This is a genomic window from Streptomyces sp. NPDC085524, assembly GCF_044541755.1.
GTDB lineage: Bacteria > Actinomycetota > Actinomycetes > Streptomycetales > Streptomycetaceae > Streptomyces.
Window position 1 is genome coordinate 116473 of record NZ_JBITTH010000009.1, and the last position, 18922, is coordinate 135394.

An 18922-nucleotide genomic window follows, 5' to 3' on the forward strand; every position below is an offset into this window, starting at 1 on the left:
CGACGTCGACTGCCGCCCGGGGTGGCTGTTCGGCGAGCCGCCGTACCCTCGGCGGGGCCCGCTGGTAGGCAGGCTTCCAGCGGTGGTGCGCCCTCTGCCTGTGGGGACGAAGGGACGTGTGCAGTCCCGGCGGAGCTGGGCGGCGTGACGTCCGCCCAGCTACTGGAGGCCGGACAGTCAGGAGGGATGCGGGATGACCTGGGCGACGACCGTCTTGGGTGTGGCGCTGGTGCTGATCGCTCTGCGGGACGTGTTCCACACCCTGTGGCACCCTACGCGCCACGGTGGCCTGAGCCGTGTGATCATGACCGCCCTGTGGCGCCTGTCGAAACTGTCTGCCAGGCACCGGGCCGCCGGGCTCGCCGCACCGGTCGGCATGGCGGCAGTTGTCGCCACATGGGCCTTGACGACCGTCGTGGGCTGGGCCCTCGTCTACTGGCCCCACATGCCGCACGCCTTCACCTACGCGCCCGGCCTGAAGCCGGCCGATCATGCGGGTTTCCCGGATGCGGTCTACGTGTCCCTGGTCCACATCTCGACCCTGGGGCTGGGTGACATCGCGCCGGCTGTGGGCTGGCTGCGGATCGTCGCGCCCATGGAAGCCCTGGTCGGCTTCGCCCTGCTGAGCGCGACGGTGGCCTGGACGCTGGGAATCTTCCCGGCTCTGGCACGCCGCCGCGCTCTCGCGCTGCGGATCTCACACCTCGTCCGTACCCGTCCGACCACGGAGCAGCTGGATGCCGACGCAGGCGCTGCGATTCTCGACAGCTTGGCAGCAGACGTGTCCGTGATCTCCGTGGACTTCCTGCAATATGCCGAGTCCTATTACTTTCAGGACGGCGACGACCACATCTCGCTCGCAGGCCAGGTCACGGGCGCCGTCAATCTGGCGGACCAGGCATCGGTCGCCCGCCATCCCGACGTGAGGATGTCGGCAGCCGTCCTCCGCGCCGCCCTGGACGACCTCGCCGTCATCCTGGACGACCGGTTCCTGCGGACCAGGGGGAGCACACGCCAGGTCTTCGGCGAGTTCGCCCGCGATCACGGCCGTCCCGAGCCCGCTTGTTGATGCATGTCGGCGTGCCGTCGGCCGGGTCAGGCGGCGGGCTGGGGCCGGCGCAGTTCTGCCTGGCCGAAGAGGAGGGCGTAGCCGTCGGGGAGTTGGGTGAGGATGCGGGCGATTAGGTCGGGGCCTGCCAGGCGTGTGACGACGGCGAGTACGGCGCCGGTGTCCCAGCGGGCGGTGGCGGGGGTGGCGCCGGTGCGGGCGGCCAGGTCCTTGATGAAGCCCCAGCCGGTAAGGTGTTCGGTGTCGGGGATCTGGGCGGTCAGGGTGAGGGCGGCTTCGAAGGGCAGGCGCTGGGCGAGGTCGACGCGTTCGTCGCCGGTGAGCTGGCGGCCGAGGGCGGCCAGGACCTGGTGGACGGCCTCTGCGGCGCGCTCGCGGGTGGGGTAGGCGCCCTCGTAGCGCACGCGTTCCAGCATCTGGTCGAACGTCATGACGGGCCGGGACGGGTTCGCTCGAGGCTGGTCGTACACGACTGCGGTTGCCTTTCTGTGCGAAGGATCCGGCGTCGGGCCGGTAAGTGTTCAGGTGGGTTCGGGGTGGCCGAAGAGGAGGTCGTAGCCGGGTGGGAGCTGGAGCAGGATCTCGCGGGTGAGGGCGTCGCCGGCGGCGTCGGCCGCGGTGGACAGGACCGCGCTGATGTCCCACAGGGCCGTCTTCTCGGTGGCGCCTTCGATCCAGGCCGCGGTCGCGCGGACGAACCGCTGCGGTGACAGAGGTTCCGCGGCCTGCAGGGGGTTCAGGAGGATCAGGGCGTAGGTCTCGGGGAGCCGGGCGGCCAGCTCGGCCCGCACGGTGCCGACCAGGTGTGCTCCCAGCAGGGCCAGGACGACGCGGGCGGCCCGTTCGGCCTCTTCGGCGGTTCGGTACTCGCCGCGTTCTTGGACACGGGCCAGGAACGACTCCCTGCGCATCGACATCGACATCACCTCCGGGACGGGGTGAGGAAGATCCAGGGGGGCGGAGGGCGGGTGCCGGAGGGGGATCGGGTCTTCCCGCCCTCCGCGTCCGGCTGGTGCGGGTGGTTCAGCCGGAGATCTGCTTGCGGCCGGACTCGCCGATGCTGATCTTGCGGGGCTTGGCGCGCTCGGCGATCGGGATGCGCAGGGTGAGGACGCCCGCCTCGTAGTCGGCCTCGATGCGCTCGGTGTCGAGGGTGTCGGCCAGCATGACCTGGCGGGAGAAGACGCCCAGCGGCCGCTCGGAGAGTTCCATCTGCACGCTGTCGGCCTTCGCAGCCGGGCGGCGCTCGGCCTTGACGGTCAGCATGTTCCGCTCGACGTCGATGTCGATCGCCTCGGTGCTCACACCGGGAAGGTCGAAGGCGATCACGTACGCGTCGCCCTCGCGGTAGGCGTCCATCGGCATGACGGACGGCTTCGACCAGGTCCCCGACGTACCCGACAGCTGCTGGACGATCCGGTCCATCTCGCGGAACGGGTCGGTGCGCATCAACATCGCGAAACACCTCCAGTTGGTTCAGGCAGAAACTGCCAATGCGCTTCAACGTGCTCCCGTTGTAACATGTCATCGGAACGATGACAAGCAGGGTGTCACCCGAACGATGACTTAGTGACGGAGAGAGCATGAACGATCCCACCCGGCCGGCCGCACCCCCTTCCTTCACCGCCACGACCACAGCACTGGAGACCATCGGCCAGGCCCTGAAGGACGCCGCCCGGCATCCCGTCGCAGCCGCGACGCCGGCCCTCACCACGCCGGACCCCGATCCCGGGCCGCACACCGCCCTGGCCGCACTGACTGCGCTGCGCGAAATCCGTGAGCAGCTCGCCGGCTGGGAGAGCGGCCTCATCGAAACCGCCCGGGGCCGGGGCGCGAGCTGGGCCGACCTCGCCGCGCCCCTCGGAGTGGCCAGCCGCCAGGCCGCCGAACGCCGCTACCTGCGCCTGCGCCCCGGCACCGCCGGCAGCACCGGCGAGCAGCGGGTCCAGGCAACCCGCGACTCACGCGCCGCCGAACGCACCGTCACCACCTGGGCCCGCGACAACGCAGCCGACCTCCGCCGCCTCGCCGGACAGGTCACCTCCCTCGCCGGCCTGCCCGCCACCGCCCAGAGTGCAGTCGGCGACCTGAACACGGCCCTCGCCGACAACGACGCCGCCCGCCTCGTCCAGCCCCTCACCGACAGCCGCCCCCACCTCCAGCGCCCCGAAGACGCCGAGCTCGCCGACCGCATCGACGCCATGACCCGCCACACCGAGCAACTCCGCCAGGACAGCCACGACCAACGCAACAACTGAACACGGGCCGGCGAGCACTCCCGCCCGTTCTGGGTCCGCCGGGCCGGGCGCCGGGCCGGCCCGAGCCATCAAGCGCCGATGTCGGCGGCTCGTGCGGGCGCGGGAGTCCCGGCCATCCGTGACCGGGTTCCAGGGAGTGCCCTCATCGGGGTGGAGGCCGCGTCCGGGGGCCGGAGTGCAACCCGGAGGAGGGAGGCTCCGACCTGGGGTTCCAGCCACTTGGCGGGGTGCATCCGACGATCGTCGGATGGCCGAGGGGAGGCGTGGGCCTCAAGGCTGGTGGCATGACACGGCGTGCGCACGAGAAGGATCCCGAGACCTTCAGCCGGCTTCCGGCCTGAGCAGGGGGTCGTGGGAACGCCGGGCGGCGCGGGAGCGCGCTCTGGGAGTTCCTCGGCATGGTGCTGGCGGCGAGCGGCCTCTGTCTGGCCGTCGTCAGCCCTGACCTCCGCGAAGCCGTGGTTCACACGCTCGCCGGGCTGGTCCGCTGAGCCGAGCGTCACGGCCCCGTGCGGGCCGACGCCCGCCGCCCCGCGGAGCGCGTGCCCCCTTGGGCCGTCGACGCGGGCCTCGTCGCGCTCGCCGTGCTCGACGCCTGGATCAACCTCTACGACGAGGGAACCCCCCTCGTGTGGGCTTGCGTCGCCCTCGGCAGCGCAGCGCTGTTCCTGCGCAGGCGCTTGCCGTCTTCCTGCCGACACTGCCCATGACCGTATTCATGGACGTCGCGGTTGCGCCGATCACCGCCCTGTACACGCTGGCCGCGTCCACCCGCAATCGCCCGCTGCTGGCCGGCTGCGCCCGAAGAGGCCAAGGAACACGAACGCGCCCTGCACGCCCAGAGCGTCCTCGCCCGTGAACGGGCCCGGCCGGCCCGCGAGATGCACGACGTCGTCTCCCACCAGGTCGGCCTCATCGCCGTACAGGCCGGCGCCCTGCAGGTCGCCGCCAAGGATCCCGACGCCCGCGAAGCCGCCCGCACCATCCGCTCCCTGAGCGTGGACACCCTCGACGAACTCCGCCACATGGTCACCCTGCTGCGTGCCTCCGGCGGCAGGGAAACCGAGCTCGCCCCCCAGCCAACCCTCGCCGATCTCCAGCAGCTGATCGCCAACAGCGGCATCGAGACGACCCTGACCGGACAGCTTCCGGCCGACATCAGCACCACCGCCCGACGCGCCGTCTCCCACACGATCCAGGAAGCACTCACCAACGTGCGCAAGCACGCCCCCGGAGCCCGCGCCGACGTACGCCTGTGGCACGACGCGCACCACTTCGGCGTCACCGTCACCAACGCCGCCCCCCACCCGCCCCACCGTTGCCCTGCCCAGCGCCCGGCACGGCCTCATCGGCCTGAAGGAACGCGCCGAACTGCTCCACGGCACCCTCACCACCGGACCCACCCCACAGGGGGGATACAGGACCGAACTACGAGCCCCCACCCGGCCCGCCTGAACCCGGCCCGCCCTTGACCAAGGGCTTCACGATCCGGGCGCGGCGATGGTCTCCTCGTAGGTCAGGCGGGCCCGCCAGCCGCTGACGTGGTCGTCCGGCATGGACGCCAGACGGGCTATCTCCGCGTCGCTCCGCCCGTCGGACCAGGCCAGGATCCGTGTCACGGTGCGGTTCCGCGCGGCGCGGAAGTCCTTGAGCATGTTCTCGAGGCGTTCGACTTCGTCGGCTTCGCGGACGAGCTGCAGATCGACGGCGGAGCGTTCCTCGGCACGCAGCCGCCGCAGGTAGGCGTCCAGGCCTGTCAGGACCAGCCCCTCCTCGTGCGCGGCGTTCTGGAACCCCTCGGCCAGGGCCGCCAGGACGCAGTCGGACACGTCGGCGAGCGTGGCACCGAGGGGCTTGGCCGCCTCCCAGGTGCCTCTGCCCGCCTCCGTCATCTCCAGCCAGACGCGCGCGTCGGTCGGCGTACGGTCGCCGCACGCCTGGGCCCGGTAGGAGTACAGGGCGGCACGGTGGCCGTAGAAGGTGAAACCGTCCTCGATCCGGCGGTCGCCGGCGCGGCACATCCGTCCCGGTACACCGCCGTAGCCGGTGTCAGGACGGTAGTCGGCGTACGCGTCGAGTTCCGCGTCCGTGGCCACTGCCCAGGAGGGGTCGCACAGGTCGGGGTTCATGGCGAGGAACGCGCCGACCTCTACGCGCCATCCAGGGGTCGGGGTGGTCCGCAGCCCGGGGGAGACGAGCCTTCCGGAGGGATCGAAGGTGTGGGTCGCGGCCTGCGCGATGTCGTCCCAGGCGGTGGCGGCCTCAGCCGACCATTCCAGTTCACCGTCCGGCCCGACCCGGTGGATCGAGTCCACGAGCCGCTGCACACCGGGCAGTATGCGCAGCGCGAGTTCGTGCAGCTCTTCGGCGGTGAAGAAGCGCCAGGAGCAGCCGCGCACTTCGTCATGGGTCAGGTGGTCCAGCAGCTGCACCACGATTCCGGGGGCCGGGACGGCGCCGTCGCCAAGCACCTGGCGGGGAGGGCCGGGGAGCCGGCCGGCGAGGTCCTCTGCCGGGGCCCGCCAGTCGGTGTCGCCGAACCAGACGGCGCCGTCGCCCGCGTCCACTGCCAGCCACTGGCGGTAGCCCGCTCCCGGGCCGTAGCGCTGTTCCTGCTGCTCGGCGTGCTCGTCGTGCCATACGTACTCGGCCGGAGGCGGGTCCAGCTGCACGGCCATGAAGGCGTCGTCGGGGCGGTAGCCGGGGAGGACGCGGGCCGTTCCCGGCGTGCTGTCGTCGGCGGTCATGAGGGGTTTCCTCTCGGTGGAGGGCCAATCGCCGCAAACGTAGTGCGCACGCCACAAGATAGTTCAACTTTCAGCCATTGTGACCGGTGGCCGATCCTGCCGGAGATCCTGACGCGGCGGTGAGGTCTACGCGCGTCCGGCCGGCGCCAAGGTTGGCCGTATTGCGCACGGCCCCCACGATCCGGGGCGGTGCGCGGGCCAGCGTGCCGAGGGGAGCGGCCGAGCCGCGCGCCGCGCGGGGTGTCGATTGCGCAGGTGGCGCACGCTCCAGCCGGTTTCTGCCGCTTCCATGGCGAACGCCGGACGGTTCCGGCCGTCGGACGGAAGGTGCGCATGGTGCGAAGCTCGCCGGGCCGGGCTTTCCCGACACGGATGTCTTGACACCTTCTGGTGCAGGCCGCAAGATCGCAGCGTGAACCTGTCAGACAGCCAGACAGGTGGCCAGGGGCCGCGGCGCGTCAGCGCCATGGAAGCGGTCTTCGGCCACCTGCGCAGCGCCATCGAGCGCGGTGAGTACGCAGTGGGTGACAAGCTCCCCTCCGAAGCGGAGTTGTGCCGGACCCTGGAGGTCAGCCGGCCCGTGCTGCGGGAGGCACTCAGGGCCCTGCAGGCCATGGGCCTGACCGTCTCCAAGACCGGCAAGGGCACCTTCGTCCTGGCCAACACGGTCGAGGACCCCACGTTCGGCGACTACGCCGCCAGCGACCTGCTGGAGGTGCGCCGGCACGTCGAGATCCCGGTCGCCGGGTACGCCGCGCTGCGCCGCACCCCGGAGGACCTGGACCATCTGCGTCATCTGCTGGACCGGATGGAGCGGGAGACCGACACGACCGCGTGGGTGGCGATGGACACCGTCTTCCACCTGGCGGTTGCCGAGGCCTCCCGCAACCCCGTCTTCCGCCGCGTCATCGAGGAGATCCGCGACGCACTGGCGCGTCAGTCGGCCTTCCTCAACGAACTGGGCGGCCGGCGCGAGCAGTCCAACTGCGAGCACCGGGCGATCCTCGAGGCGCTGGTCGACGGTTCCGAGCACGACGCGGTGGAGGCCATGTCCCACCACCTCCTGCGGGTCGAGACGACCCTCACCGACATCGTGCGCCCGCAGCGCACGGCCCCACCTACGGAAGGCAGACCCGAGGCGTGAGCGAGCAGTTCCTCAAAGACGAGAAGCGCCCCACGACCCGTCACGTCGACGCCGGGGACACCGGCTACAGCAAGTCCTTGAAACCCCGGCACGTCAACATGATCGCCATCGGAGGTGCAATAGGCACCGGGCTCTTCCTCGGCGCCGGCGGACGCCTCGCCGACGCCGGACCCTCCCTGTTCGTCGCCTACGCCGTCTGCGGGATCTTCGCGTTCCTCGTCGTGCGCGCGCTCGGCGAGCTCGTCCTGTACCGGCCCTCCTCCGGCGCCTTCGTCTCCTACGCCCGGGAGTTCCTCGGGGAGAAGGGCGCCTACACCGCGGGCTGGATGTACTTCCTCAACTGGGCGACCACCGGCATCGCCGACATCACCGCCGTCGCCACCTACACCCACTACTGGCACCTGTTCTCCGACGTCCCGCAGTGGGTGATCGCCCTCATAGCCCTGGCCGTGGTCCTGACCGTGAACCTCATCTCGGTGCGGATCTTCGGCGAACTGGAGTTCTGGTTCGCCATCGTCAAGGTCAGTGCCCTGGTCGTCTTCATGGGGATCGCGATCTTCCTCCTGGCGACCCGGCACCCCGTCGACGGCACCGTCCCCGGCCCTGCGCTGATCACCGACAACGGCGGGATCTTCCCCAACGGCCTGTTGCCCATGCTGCTGATCATCCAGGGCGTCGTCTTCGCCTACGCCTCCGTCGAGCTGGTCGGCGTCACGGCCGGTGAGACCGAGAACCCCGAGCAGATCATGCCCAAGGCGATCAACTCGATCATGTGGCGCGTGGGCCTCTTCTACGTCGGCTCGGTCGTCCTGCTGTCGATGCTGATGCCCTGGAGCAGCTACAGCGCCGGCCAGAGCCCGTTCGTCACCGTGCTCTCCCACATCGGCGTCCCGGCGGCCGGCGACGTGATGAACCTGGTCGTCCTCACCGCCGCCATGTCCTCGCTCAACTCCGGCCTCTACTCCACCGGCCGCATCCTGCGCTCGATGGCCGTCAACGGCTCCGCCCCGCGCTTCACCGCCCGGCTGAGCCGCACCCAGGTGCCCTACGGCGGCATCCTGCTCACCAGCGGCATGTGCGTCCTGGGCGTCGGGCTCAACTTCGTGGTCCCGGCGGACGCGTTCGAGATCGTCCTCAACCTCGCCGCGATCGGCATCCTCGCCACCTGGGGGATGATCATGGTCTGCCACCTCCTCTTCTGGCGCAAGACCCGTGACGGTGAACTGACCCGCCCCGCCTACCGCCTGCCCGGCTCTCCCTGGACCGAACTCGTGACGCTGGCCTTCCTCGCCTCCGTCCTGGTCCTCATGTACGCCGACGGAGGGGCCGCGCGCACCACCGTGCTCTGCGTGCCGCTGATCGCCGCGGTGCTGGTCGCCGGCTGGTACGCGGTCCGCGGCCGCGTGGCCCAGGCCGCCGCGACGAACGACGGCTGAGCCGGAGGCCGGCCCCGCCCTCCCGCCAGGGCGGGGCCGCCGCCTGCCACCGGTCCGAAGCAACCCACCACCGAACGAGGCAGTGATGCGCAGCCCTCTCCTCGCGGACGCCCCCGCGATCCGTGAACCCCGACACGCCCCGGTCGCCCACGTCACCCGGGGCGGCATGGTCGAGGGAATCCACTACGGCTCCGTCGTCGTCCTCGACGGCGACGGCGGCGTCCGGTCGGGCATCGGCGACATCGAGGCCGCCTGCTACCCGCGCTCAGCGCTCAAGCCCGTCCAGGCCGTCGCCATGGTGCGGGCCGGGCTGCCCCTCGACGGCGCCCTCCTCTCCCTCGCGATGGGCAGCCACTCCGGAGAGGAGCGCCACCTCACCGGCACCCGGCGGATCCTCGAACTGGCCGGCGTCACCGAGGACGGCCTGCGCAACGTTCCCGACCTGCCGTACGCCCCGCGGGTACGGGACACCTGGGTCCGCGAGGGCCGCGGGCCTTCCCCGCTCGCCCAGAACTGCTCCGGCAAGCACGCGGCGATGCTGTACCTGTGCAAGCTGTCCGGCTGGCCCCTGGAGACCTACCTCGACCCGGCCCACCCGCTCCAGAGGGCGATCTCCGAGACCGTGGAGGAACTCACCGGACAGCGCATCGCCAACGTCACCGTCGACGGCTGCGGATCCCCGCTGTTCTCGGTCTCCCTGCACGGCCTCGCCCGCGCCGCCGCCAGGATCGCCACGGCCGCTCCGGACACCGCCGAGCGCCGGGTCGCGGACGCGCTGCGCGCCCACCCGGAGATGGCCTCGGGCACCGGGCGGGACACGGCCGAACTGATGCGCGCGGTGCCCGGGCTGCTGGCGAAGGACGGCTTCGAGGGCGTCCAGGTGGCCGCACTGCCCGACGGCCGGGCCATCGCGGTGAAGATCGCCGACGGGGCGGACCGGGCGCGCATCCCGGTGGCGGCCGCCGCCCTCGCACTTGCCGGGGTCGACCCGCGGCTGCTCGCCCGGTTCGCGGGCGAGCCGATGACGGGCGGCGGCCGGCCGGTCGGCCGCATCCGGCCGGTGGCGCTGGACCCGAGCTCCGTGCCCGTCCCCACCTGACCCGACCGGCTCCAGACCCCTGACCCCACCCACTCCAGAAGAGGACCGCACGACCATGACCGCCGCCACCCGCAGCGAACACGACCTGCTCGGAGACCGCGAGGTCCCCGTGGACGCCTACTGGGGCGTCCACACCCTACGCGCCACCGAGAACTTCCCGATCACGGGCACACCCATCTCCGCCTACCCGCACCTGGTCGACGCCCTCGCCGCCGTCAAGGAGGCCGCCGCCCTCGCCAACGAGGAACTCGGCCTGCTGGAGCCCGCGAAGGCCGCCGCGATCGTCACCGCCTGCCAGGAGATCCGCGGCGGGAAGCTGCACGACCAGTTCGTCGTCGACGTCATCCAGGGCGGCGCCGGCACCTCGACCAACATGAACGCCAACGAGGTCGTCGCCAACCGGGCGTTGGAGCTGCTGGGCCACGCCAGGGGCGCGTACCGGCACCTGCACCCCAACGAGGACGTCAACCTCGGTCAGTCCACCAACGACGTCTACCCCACCGCCGTCCGGATCGCCACCGTCTCCGCGGTGCACGGCCTGCTCGACGCCATGGCCGTCCTCCAGGAGGCCTTCGCCCGCAAGGCCCTCGAGTTCCGCGACGTCCTGAAGATGGGCCGCACCCAGCTGCAGGACGCCGTGCCGATGACGCTCGGGCAGGAGTTCTCCGCCTTCGCGGTCATGCTCGACGAGGACCGCAGCCGGCTCGCGGAGGCCCTGGAACTGATCCACGAGATCAACCTCGGCGCGACCGCGATCGGCACGGGCCTCAACGCCCCCGCCGGGTACGCCGAATCGGCCCGCCGCCACCTCGCCGACATCACCGGGATGCCGCTGGTCACCGCGGCCAACCTGATCGAAGCCACGCAGGACTGCGGTGCGTTCGTCCAGATGTCCGGCGTGCTCAAGCGTATCGCCGTCAAGCTGTCCAAGACCTGCAACGACCTGCGCCTGCTGTCCTCCGGACCGCGCGCGGGCCTCGGCGAGATCAACCTGCCGCCGGTCCAGGCGGGTTCGAGCATCATGCCCGGCAAGGTGAACCCGGTGATCCCCGAGGTCGTCAACCAGGTCGCCTTCGAGGTGATCGGCAACGACGTCACCATCACCATGGCCGCCGAAGCGGGGCAGCTCCAGCTCAACGCCTTCGAGCCGGTCATCCTGCACTCGTTGTCGGAGTCCATCACGCACCTGCGCGCTGCCTGCCTCACCCTCGCGGAGCGCTGCGTGGCCGGCATCACCGCCAACACCGAGATGCTGCGCGCGACCGTCGAGAACTCCATCGGCCTGGTGACCGCCCTGAACCCGCACATCGGGTACACGGCCGCCACTGACATCGCCAAGGAGGCCCTCGCCAGTGGCCGGGGCGTGGCCGAGCTCGTCCTGGAGAGGGGCCTGCTCCCGGCCGAGACGCTCGCCGCCCTGCTGCGGCCCGAGGTGATCGCGGGAACCGGCGCGGCCGGGGCCTGACAGGACGGCCGCCGCCCAGGCGGCCGTCGGCGCCGGGTCCGCACCGGACCGGCGCCCCGATGGGGTGGATGAGCGTCCCGTGATGCCCGGCCGGACCCCCTCGCGTTCCGGCCGGGCTAACGGTGGTGCGGAGGGTGGGGCGGCGGTGGCGGGACGGTGGCCGTGCCCGGCGCCGTCTCCGGCCAGACCAGCAGGACCGGGCACGGGGCGTGGTCGACGACGAAACGGCTTCTGGGGCCGAGACTGTGCGGTCCGAGGTGGGTGCGGTCGCCGTCGCGGGCGAGGACGAGCAGGTCAGCGCCTTCGGCGGCGGCCACGACCTCGCGTTCGACACGGCCCGAGCGTTCCTGCCGGGTGCACGGGCGTCCCAGCCTCTCGGCCGCACCGGCCAGGAGCCGTTCGCCCGCCGCAGCGGCCAGGTGCTCCACCCGTGTGCCCGGATCGCGGTCGGGGCGTGCACGGCCCAGCAGACCGGCGTAGGCGCCGTGCGCGGCGCCCGGCACCTCGGGGCCGGCCACGTGCAGCAGCACCACGTCGGCGTCCTGGGGCGCGTGGGCGCGCGCGGCGTCGACACAGGCGGGCCAGGTGCCCTCGACGATCCAGACGATGACGGTCACCGTGTTCAGCCTCCGATCGTGTGGAGTGACACCCACAGTGCCACCACCGAGAGCAGCAGGGCGGCCGGCGTGGCCAGCAGGCCGAGCCGGGTGAACTCTCCCAGTTGCACGTCAGTGCCGTGTTCGCGCACGACACGCCGCCACAGCAGCGTGGCCAGGGACCCGGCGTACGTGAGGTTCGGGCCGATGTTCACGCCGAGGAGCACGGCCAGGACCGCGCCCGGGCCGGTGGGGGCGGTCAGCGGCAGCAGCACCAGGACGGCGGGCAGGTTGTTGATGACGTTCGCGAGTACGGCCGCCAGTGCTGCGACGGCGAGGAGGGCTGCCAGGCCGGAGCCGGCCGGGATCACGCGGCCCAGTGCGTCCGCGAGGCCGTTGTCCACCACCGCCCGGACGACGACGCCCAGCGCCAGCACGAAGACGCAGAACGGCAGGGCCGCGGCCCGCACGATCGCCACGGGGGTGGTGCGCCGCCGGGCCAGGGCGCGGGCCGCCAGGACGGCCGCACCCGCGGCCGCTGCCCAAGCCGGGTCGATGCCCAACACCGAGGCCAGCAGGAAGCCCACCAGCGTGCCCACCACCGTGAGCAGGGCGAACAGCGGAAGTTCGGGCGGCTCGGCGGCGGGCGGGGCGTCGGCGCCCGCGTCCAGGTCGGTGGCGAAGAAGCGCCGGATCACCACGTACTCGGCCCCGATGGCGGCCAGCCAGGGCAGCGCCATCAACGCGGCGAACCGGGTGAAGGTCAGGCCACTGGCGGCGAATGCCAGCAGGTTGGTGAGGTTGGACACCGGCAGCAGCAGCGAGGCCGTGTTCGACAGGTGGGTGCAGGCGTACACGTGCGGCTTGGCACGGGCGCCCAGCCGGGCAGCGGTGGCGAAGACCACCGGAGTCAGCAGTACCACCGTGGCGTCGAGGCTGAGGACCGCGGTGATGAGGGAGGCCATCACGAAGACGAGGACCAGCAGGCGGCGGGGCCGGCCCTCCGCCCGGCGCGCCATCCAGGCGCCGCAGGCGTGGAAGAGTCCCTCGTCGTCGCACAGCTGGGCCAGGATCAGGACGGCCGCGAGGAAGCCGATCACCGGGCCCAGCCTGGCGGTCTCGGCCGCGGCGTGGTCGAGGGAGATCGCTCCCGTGGCGATGACCACTCCGGCGGCGGGGACCGCCACGACCGCCTCGGGCCAGCCCCAGGGCCTGATCACCGCGCAGGCCAGGACGGTGAGGAGGAGGACGACGGACAGTGCTTCTGCGAGCGAGGAGTTCAGGGTCGGAGCCTTTCGGGTGCGGTCCCGGCGCGGAGGGACGAGTTCGTTGTACAGCCTCACGCACTCCCGCACGCGTACCGTCGCCACCGTGGCCGGCGCGGACGCCGAACCCGCGAAGCCCGATTCCGCGCCGGCGCTGCGGCAGGTGTCGACTCGTGCGCACGCCCGCGGCCGGTCACGAGCGGTGTGTGCGTGGACGGTCGCCCGCCGGCGCTGGACGGCCTCGGGTTCGGCACTGGGCGAGCCCGGTGTGCTCGGCCCCACCTGCTGTCCGTGCGTGCCGACCCGGAGGCCGCGACTCCGGATGGCTGCGGGCGCGGCGCCTCATCGTGCCGGGGTGAAGCCGCCCCAGACCGAGAGGGCGCCGCGCGGACCGGTTGCGTCGACGCGGTAGCCGTCGCGTCCGGTCTCGCGCTCGCCGGCGGCGTGGTTGTACTGGCCGGCGAAGACGTGCTGTCCGGCCGGGACCGTACGGCCCGGCTTGAGGATCCAGCGGTAGACCACGACTCCGCCTTCCTGCTGCACGGTGACGGTGAAGTCGTCGGCGGGCAGCGTCCGCCAGTTGCCGGTGCTCTGCACTCCGGCCGTCTGCGTGATGCGCAGCTCCACGGTGAGTGCGGTGAGCGGCTGGGCGGTCCTGAGGGTGATGTTGCTCTGCGCCCAGTAGGTGTTGCTGCCCGCGTCCAAGGAGCCGGCCGACCACAGAGGCCCGTCCTGTACGTGTGCGCTGCCGGGCCGGGCCGGGCCCGTGCTCCCCGATGCCTCCGGGCCGGCGCTCGTCGAGGACGAGCGGTCCGGCACGGTCGGGCCGCCGGTGGTGGGCGCCGGCGGCGTCGCGTGGGGCGTCCAGGGCGCGGACGGCGCGGACGGCGCAGCGGGGGCGGCCGGGACGTCCGGCCGGGCCGGCGGCGATTGGACGATGGAGGCGACGGCGAAACCACCGCCCGCCAGAATGCCGGCCGCGGCGAGGGAGGCGAGCGCCACCCTGGGCCAGGGCCTCGCGCCGGACGACTCGCCGTGGCGGTCGGGGGCTGCGGACATGCCGCGTTCCACGCGTGCCAGGATCCGGGCGCGGTCGGGCTGGTGGGCCTCGGCGGCTGTGCGCAGCCGTCCGCTGAGCTCCTCGTTCATCGGCTCCTCCTCCCCGCCAGCAGTTCCCCGGCTGCTGCCGTGGTGCCCAGCATCCGTTCCAGTTCGGCCATCCCCTTCGAGGTCTGGCTCTTCACCGTACCGACCGATATTCCGAGCGCCAGAGCGGTGTCCTTCTCCGAGAGGTCGAAGGCGTGCCGCAGGACCACGCACGTCCGCTTACGGAACGGCAACCGGGCGAGAGCCGTGCGTACGTCCACCACGGCGGCCACGTCCGGGCCGCCCGACGCCTCCGCACCGCGGGACCAGAACAGGGCGATCCGGCGGCGCTCGCGGACCGCGCTGCGGATCCGTGACCGCGCCAGGTTGGCGACCACGCCACGCGCGTAGGCGAGCGGGTGCTCGGCCTGGCGCATCCGGTCCCAGCGCTGCCACAGTGCGATCAGGGCGTCCGCGGCCAGATCGTCGGCACCGTCCGTCTCGCCCGTCAGGAGATGGGCGAACCGGGAGAGTTCGGCGTAGTGGCGTTCGAAGAAGTCGTGGAACTCCGCGGACGCGTCATCGAGGACCATGTCCGTCGCTCGCCCCCTTCGAAAATGTGTGCGTTAACATTCGGTCGGCAGCGTACCAGCGCCCGGTCGATCCACGCGCCTCGATGCGCCGCGCCCCGGGTCACTCACCCGGCCGCGGTGCGGTTTCAGTGCGGGGCGAACTGGACCCGGGTCGGTTGTGCGACGTCCGGCAGCAGTGCGGTCCCGTCGACCGTCAGCTGCTCTCCGTAGATGTCGGTGATCCTCATCGCGCCGCCGCACCCGCTGCCGTCGGCGGAGAGGAAGTAGTTGTAGTCGGTACGGGGCAGCCTTCGCCAGCCCTTGGCGGTGCGCACCTCCAGTCGTGCGACCGGATTCCGGTGGTCGATCACCTGGATGCCGCACCAGTGGGGGCTTGACCCGGTCTTGTACCGGATGGAGAGCGTGCCGGACGTGCGGGGGCTGAGCAGGCTCCAGGTGATCGGGATACGGCCGAGCCGGGGATCGGCCAGTTTCGCGAAAGCCTGTTCGCTGAGGTCCAGTTGTCCGGGTGCGCAGGGCAGTGGGCACTCGTTGGTGATCCGGACCGTGATCGAGGCGCCGCTCGCGGCGCGTACACGTACGTACGCACCGCACGCCCTGGACGACTCGTAGTCGGTGGTGTTCATCGCCGCGATCATGAGGTCGTTGCTCGGGCCGAACAGACAGGCGCCGTCGCCGTCTCCGGCAGCGTAGGCGGTGGCGACGCCCTTGTATGTGGTCCCGGGCTGGATGCGCCCTGCCGACGGTGCCGGGACGGACGCCGCCGGTGGGGTCTCCTTCGCCGAAGGCCGGGGCGCCGCCGCGGTGGTCGCCCCGACGGCCGCCGTCGGGATCGCCGCGCTGTGCGAGCCGTCCGCCGGGGGCGGAGGGCCCGTCGGGGCCGGGGGAGTGGCTCCCGCCAGGGTGGCAGCAGGGGCCGCCATGCCGGCCCGGCCCCGGGCCCCGGCCTCGTCCTCGGGGCTGGGGAGCATGGCTGTCACCAGGCAGAAGAGGGCGCCCGCGGCGGTCAGCAGCACCGCCGTTCCCCTCATCAGCCTGTGTCTACGCCTGCGCTGCCGCGCGACCTGCCGTGCAGTCTGCATGTCCGTCCGTTCGAAGATCCGAGTCGAGGTGCACTGCCCGGTCGCCGCAGGACGCGAAAAGGTTGCCGCCGGATCCGCCACCGAGCGGCCCACAGCTCGGCAGCGGCCCGTGCCGCGGTGTTCGGCGAGGCAGCCGGCCAACGCCTCCTGCAACTGGACGGTGAGCGAATCGAGATCGGGGCCCGCGTCCTGGACCATCGGAACGTCGGCAGGCGAGGCACCCCTCCTCGTCGGCGGCGGGCCGGGCCGAGGAGGGGCCGGGTCAGGCTCCGGCCTTGCGCTTGTTGTAGACGTCGAAGCCGACGGCCGCCAGCAGGACCAGGCCCTTGATCACCTGCTGGTAGTCGGTACCCACGCCCACCAGCGACATGCCGTTGTTCAGCACGCCCAGCACCAGACCGCCGGTGAGCGCACCGAGGACGGTTCCCACACCGCCGCTCGCGGAGGCGCCGCCGATGAACGCGGCGGCGATCGCCTCCAGCTCGAAGTTGATGCCGGCCTGCGGCGTACCGGCGTTGAGCCGCGCGGCGAAGACCAGCCCGGCCAGGGCCGCCAGGACGCCCATGTTCACGAAGGCGAGGAAGACGACCCGCTTGCTCTTCACCCCGGACAGCCTCGCCGCCGCCTCGTTGCCGCCGATGGCGTAGGTGTGCCGGCCGAGGACCGAGTTGCGCATCACGTATCCGAAGCCGACCAGCAGGACGCCGAGGATCAGCAGGACGATCGGCACCCCGTGGTAGCTGGCCAGCAACAGCGTGAAGGCCACCACGGCCGCGGTGATCGCGCCGAGCTTCACCAGGAACAGCCCGGCCGGGAGCGGTTCCAGCCCGTACGAGGCCGCCCGCCGCCGTCCGCGCACCTCCTGCAGGATCGCTACGGCCAGCACCGAGAGGCCCAGCACCAGGGTGAGGTTGTGGTAGTCGGTGTGCGGGCCGACCGCGGGGAGGAAGCCGCTGCTGATGTTCTGGAAGCCCTTGGGGAACGGCGCCACCGACTGCCCCTGCAGGAGGATCTGGGTCCCACCGCGGAACAGCAGCATGCCGGCCAGCGTGACGATGAACGAGGGGATCCCGAGATAGGCGATCCAGAACCCCTGCCAGGCTCCGGCGAGGGCCCCGATCAGCAGCGCGACCACCAGCGCCACGGGCCACGGCATCTTGTGCTCGACCATCATCACCGCCGCGGCCGCCCCGACGAAGGCGGCGAGCGACCCGACCGACAGGTCGATGTGCCCGGCGATGATGACGATCATCATGCCGATGGCCAGGATGAGGATGTAGCCGTTCTGCTGGATCAGATTGGTGATGTTGAGCGGCTGGAGCAGGATGCCGTCCGTCCAGAACTGGAACAGCAGCACGATCAGCGCCAGCGCGACCAGCATCCCGTACTGGCGCAGGTTGCCGCGCAGCGCCCGGGCCAGTACGGCACCGGCTGATGATCGTCGGCCGGTTTCCGGGGTACTGGGCGCGGTCTTCGGGGTGGTCTCGATCTGGGCCATGCCTCACACCTGCTTGTCGGGGTATGCCGCGCTCATGGTCATGAGCCGCATGAGGGATTCCTGGGTGGCCTCGGCGCGGGTCGCCTCACCGGTGATCCGGCCTTCGGCCATGGTGTAGATCCGGTCGCACAGGCCCAGGAGTTCGGGGAGCTCGGAGGAGATGACGAGTACCGCCTTGCCCTGGGCCGCGAGTTCGGCGATGACGGTGTAGATCTCCGCCTTGGCGCCGATGTCGATGCCCCGGGTGGGTTCGTCGAGGATCAGCACCTCCGGATCGGCGAAGATCCACTTGCTGAGGACGACCTTCTGCTGGTTGCCGCCACTGAGCTTGCCGGTCTCCGCGAACACCGAGGGGGCCTTGATGTTCATCGTCCGCCGGTACGTTTCGGCGATCCGCGTCTCCTCGTGCCGGTCGACCCAGCCCCGCCGGGCCACCTTGCCCAGGGCGCTCAGCGAGATGTTCCGGCTGATGTCGTCGCCCAGATTGAGGCCGAGCTGCTTGCGGTCCTCGGTCACGTACGCGATGCCGTGCCCGATCGCCTCCGGAACCGTCCGGGTGCGGATCTCCCGGCCGTGCAGCCGCACCCGGCCGCCGGTCCACCGTCCGTACGAGCGGCCGAAGACGCTCATGGCCAGCTCGGTGCGGCCGGCGCCCATGAGGCCGGCGACGCCGACGATCTCACCACGACGGACGTTCAGCGAGGCGCCGTCGACCACCCGGCGCCGGTGGTCGATGGGGTGTCGGACGCTCCAGTCATCGATTTCGAAGGCGACCTCGCCGATCTGCGGGGCGCGCTCGGGGTAGCGGTGTTCCAGGTCGCGGCCGACCATGCCGCGGATGATCCGCTCTTCGGAGATGCCGTCGGAACCGATGGCGATGGTCTCGATGGTCCGCCCGTCGCGCAGGATGGTGACGGCGTCGGCGACCCGGGCGATCTCGTTCAGCTTGTGCGAGATGAGGATGCAGGAGATGCCCTGGGCCTTGAGTTCGAGGATCAGGTCGAGCAGCTTGCGGCTGTCCTCGTCGTTCAGGGCGGCCGTCGGCTCGTCCAGGATGAGCAGCTTGACCTTCTTGGCGAGCGCCTTGGCGATCTCGACCAACTGCTGTTTACCCACGCCGAGGTCGGCGATCCTGGTGTGCGGGCTCTCGTCGAGTCCGACCTGCCGGATCAGCGCCGCGGCGTGCGTCAGCGTCCGGTGCCAGCTGATGACACCCCGGGTGGCGTGCTCGTTGCCGAGGAAGATGTTCTCGGCGATGGACAGATACGGGACCAGCGCGAGTTCCTGGTGGATGATGACGATGCCGCGCTGCTCGCTGGCCCGGATGTCCCGGAAGCGGCAGGGTTCGCCCTCGAACCGGATCTCGCCTTCGTAGCTGCCGTGCGGGTGGACGCCGCTGAGTACCTTCATCAGGGTGGACTTGCCGGCGCCGTTCTCACCGCAGACGGCGTGCACCTCCCCCGTGCCGACGGTCAGGTTGACCTCGGAGAGAGCCGTGACACCGGGAAACGTCTTGCTGATCGACCGCATTTCGAGAACGGGTCGGGCCATGGTTGTGCTTCCGTATCGTCGGGGCGGTGCGGT

Annotated in this window: 17 protein-coding genes and 1 pseudogene; 7 read left to right on the top strand and 11 right to left on the bottom strand. The window is 71.5% G+C overall.

All coding sequences use genetic code 11. The features are described 5' to 3' along the window. Positions 1–193: 193 nt before the first annotated feature. Positions 194–1069 (top strand): potassium channel family protein, encoded by an 876-nt coding sequence (locus ACIGFK_RS15965; RefSeq protein WP_376654863.1) that lies wholly within the window; start codon positions 194–196, stop codon positions 1067–1069. Positions 1070–1095: 26 nt separating this feature from the next. Here ACIGFK_RS15965 and ACIGFK_RS15970 read toward each other — a convergent pair whose 3' ends face one another. The 3 genes from ACIGFK_RS15970 to ACIGFK_RS15980 form a co-directional block, all read right to left on the bottom strand. Beyond that, positions 1096–1500, bottom strand: coding sequence for a DUF2267 domain-containing protein (locus ACIGFK_RS15970; protein ID WP_376654862.1), 405 nt, complete (start codon positions 1498–1500; stop codon positions 1096–1098). A 90-nt stretch (positions 1501–1590) separates the two neighbouring features. Then, the gene (locus tag ACIGFK_RS15975) at positions 1591–1986 is read right to left on the bottom strand and encodes a DUF2267 domain-containing protein (protein ID WP_376654861.1); all 396 of its coding nucleotides are present in this window, start codon (positions 1984–1986) and stop codon (positions 1591–1593) included. 106 nt (positions 1987–2092) lie between these two features. Beyond that, positions 2093–2524 carry an Hsp20/alpha crystallin family protein gene (locus ACIGFK_RS15980; protein ID WP_376654860.1) on the bottom strand — a complete coding sequence of 144 codons (432 nt, stop codon included), beginning with the start codon at positions 2522–2524 and terminating at the stop codon, positions 2093–2095. A gap of 128 nt (positions 2525–2652) precedes the next feature. Here ACIGFK_RS15980 and ACIGFK_RS15985 point away from each other — a divergent pair, with 128 nt between their 5' ends. Continuing rightward, positions 2653–3327, top strand: coding sequence for an HSP18 transcriptional regulator (locus ACIGFK_RS15985; RefSeq protein WP_376654859.1), 675 nt, complete (start codon positions 2653–2655; stop codon positions 3325–3327). Between the two features lie 542 nt (positions 3328–3869). Further along, positions 3870–4782 (top strand): annotated as a pseudogene (locus tag ACIGFK_RS15990) (sensor histidine kinase). A 26-nt stretch (positions 4783–4808) separates the two neighbouring features. On the opposite strand, the gene ACIGFK_RS15995 reads toward ACIGFK_RS15990, so the two are convergent. After that, on the bottom strand, positions 4809–6074 hold the full coding sequence (locus tag ACIGFK_RS15995; protein WP_400052184.1) for a hypothetical protein: 1266 nt from the start codon (positions 6072–6074) through the stop codon (positions 4809–4811). A gap of 466 nt (positions 6075–6540) precedes the next feature. Between ACIGFK_RS15995 and ACIGFK_RS16000 the strand changes: the two genes are divergently transcribed. The 4 genes from ACIGFK_RS16000 to aspA all read left to right on the top strand — a co-directional run bounded on the left by ACIGFK_RS16000 (position 6541) and on the right by aspA (position 11218). Beyond that, on the top strand, positions 6541–7218 hold the full coding sequence (locus tag ACIGFK_RS16000; RefSeq protein WP_376654972.1) for a FadR/GntR family transcriptional regulator: 678 nt from the start codon (positions 6541–6543) through the stop codon (positions 7216–7218). Next, complete coding sequence (locus tag ACIGFK_RS16005) at positions 7215–8654, top strand: amino acid permease (RefSeq protein WP_376654857.1); 1440 nt, start codon at positions 7215–7217, stop codon at positions 8652–8654. Before ACIGFK_RS16000 ends, ACIGFK_RS16005 begins: the two co-directional genes overlap by 4 nt. A gap of 85 nt (positions 8655–8739) precedes the next feature. Then, a complete protein-coding gene (locus tag ACIGFK_RS16010) occupies positions 8740–9753 on the top strand; it encodes an asparaginase (protein ID WP_400052186.1) in 1014 nt (337 codons plus the stop codon). A gap of 55 nt (positions 9754–9808) precedes the next feature. After that, entirely contained in the window at positions 9809–11218 is a 1410-nt protein-coding gene (gene aspA, locus ACIGFK_RS16015) for an aspartate ammonia-lyase (RefSeq protein ID WP_376654855.1), read from the top strand. A gap of 116 nt (positions 11219–11334) precedes the next feature. Here aspA and ACIGFK_RS16020 read toward each other — a convergent pair whose 3' ends face one another. From ACIGFK_RS16020 to mmsA, 7 genes are all read right to left on the bottom strand, one after another. After that, positions 11335–11835, bottom strand: coding sequence for a universal stress protein (locus ACIGFK_RS16020; RefSeq protein WP_376654854.1), 501 nt, complete (start codon positions 11833–11835; stop codon positions 11335–11337). A gap of 5 nt (positions 11836–11840) precedes the next feature. Continuing rightward, on the bottom strand, positions 11841–13097 hold the full coding sequence (locus ACIGFK_RS16025; protein WP_376654971.1) for an SLC13 family permease: 1257 nt from the start codon (positions 13095–13097) through the stop codon (positions 11841–11843). Positions 13098–13421: 324 nt separating this feature from the next. Continuing rightward, a complete protein-coding gene (locus tag ACIGFK_RS16030; protein ID WP_400052188.1) occupies positions 13422–14228 on the bottom strand; it encodes a hypothetical protein in 807 nt (268 codons plus the stop codon). Further along, positions 14225–14758 carry a SigE family RNA polymerase sigma factor gene (locus ACIGFK_RS16035; RefSeq protein WP_376654852.1) on the bottom strand — a complete coding sequence of 178 codons (534 nt, stop codon included), beginning with the start codon at positions 14756–14758 and terminating at the stop codon, positions 14225–14227. Before ACIGFK_RS16035 ends, ACIGFK_RS16030 begins: the two co-directional genes overlap by 4 nt. Positions 14759–14883: 125 nt before the next feature. Next, complete coding sequence (locus tag ACIGFK_RS16040; protein ID WP_400052189.1) at positions 14884–15789, bottom strand: expansin EXLX1 family cellulose-binding protein; 906 nt, start codon at positions 15787–15789, stop codon at positions 14884–14886. A gap of 313 nt (positions 15790–16102) precedes the next feature. Then, positions 16103–17338 carry a multiple monosaccharide ABC transporter permease gene (gene mmsB, locus ACIGFK_RS16045; protein ID WP_386462847.1) on the bottom strand — a complete coding sequence of 412 codons (1236 nt, stop codon included), beginning with the start codon at positions 17336–17338 and terminating at the stop codon, positions 16103–16105. Between the two features lie 3 nt (positions 17339–17341). Beyond that, on the bottom strand, positions 17342–18889 hold the full coding sequence (gene mmsA / locus ACIGFK_RS16050; RefSeq protein WP_376654849.1) for a multiple monosaccharide ABC transporter ATP-binding protein: 1548 nt from the start codon (positions 18887–18889) through the stop codon (positions 17342–17344). Positions 18890–18922 lie beyond the last annotated feature (33 nt).

Excerpts from the sequence above, each read along its gene's own strand:
- ACIGFK_RS15980 (WP_376654860.1), bottom strand. The coding sequence starts at position 2,524 with ATGTTGATGCGCACCGACCCGTTCCGCGAGATGGACCGGATCGTCCAG.
- ACIGFK_RS16010 (WP_400052186.1), top strand. The coding sequence starts at position 8,740 with ATGCGCAGCCCTCTCCTCGCGGACGCCCCCGCGATCCGTGAACCCCGA.
- aspA (WP_376654855.1), top strand. The coding sequence starts at position 9,809 with ATGACCGCCGCCACCCGCAGCGAACACGACCTGCTCGGAGACCGCGAG.
- ACIGFK_RS16035 (WP_376654852.1), bottom strand. The coding sequence starts at position 14,758 with ATGGTCCTCGATGACGCGTCCGCGGAGTTCCACGACTTCTTCGAACGC.
- ACIGFK_RS15995 (WP_400052184.1), bottom strand. The coding sequence starts at position 6,074 with ATGACCGCCGACGACAGCACGCCGGGAACGGCCCGCGTCCTCCCCGGC.
- ACIGFK_RS16040 (WP_400052189.1), bottom strand. The coding sequence starts at position 15,789 with ATGAGGGGAACGGCGGTGCTGCTGACCGCCGCGGGCGCCCTCTTCTGC.
- mmsA (WP_376654849.1), bottom strand. The coding sequence starts at position 18,889 with ATGGCCCGACCCGTTCTCGAAATGCGGTCGATCAGCAAGACGTTTCCC.
- ACIGFK_RS15985 (WP_376654859.1), top strand. The coding sequence starts at position 2,653 with ATGAACGATCCCACCCGGCCGGCCGCACCCCCTTCCTTCACCGCCACG.
- ACIGFK_RS16030 (WP_400052188.1), bottom strand. The coding sequence starts at position 14,228 with ATGAACGAGGAGCTCAGCGGACGGCTGCGCACAGCCGCCGAGGCCCAC.
- mmsB (WP_386462847.1), bottom strand. The coding sequence starts at position 17,338 with ATGGCCCAGATCGAGACCACCCCGAAGACCGCGCCCAGTACCCCGGAA.
- ACIGFK_RS15970 (WP_376654862.1), bottom strand. The coding sequence starts at position 1,500 with ATGACGTTCGACCAGATGCTGGAACGCGTGCGCTACGAGGGCGCCTAC.
- ACIGFK_RS15975 (WP_376654861.1), bottom strand. The coding sequence starts at position 1,986 with ATGTCGATGCGCAGGGAGTCGTTCCTGGCCCGTGTCCAAGAACGCGGC.
- ACIGFK_RS16000 (WP_376654972.1), top strand. The coding sequence starts at position 6,541 with ATGGAAGCGGTCTTCGGCCACCTGCGCAGCGCCATCGAGCGCGGTGAG.
- ACIGFK_RS15965 (WP_376654863.1), top strand. The coding sequence starts at position 194 with ATGACCTGGGCGACGACCGTCTTGGGTGTGGCGCTGGTGCTGATCGCT.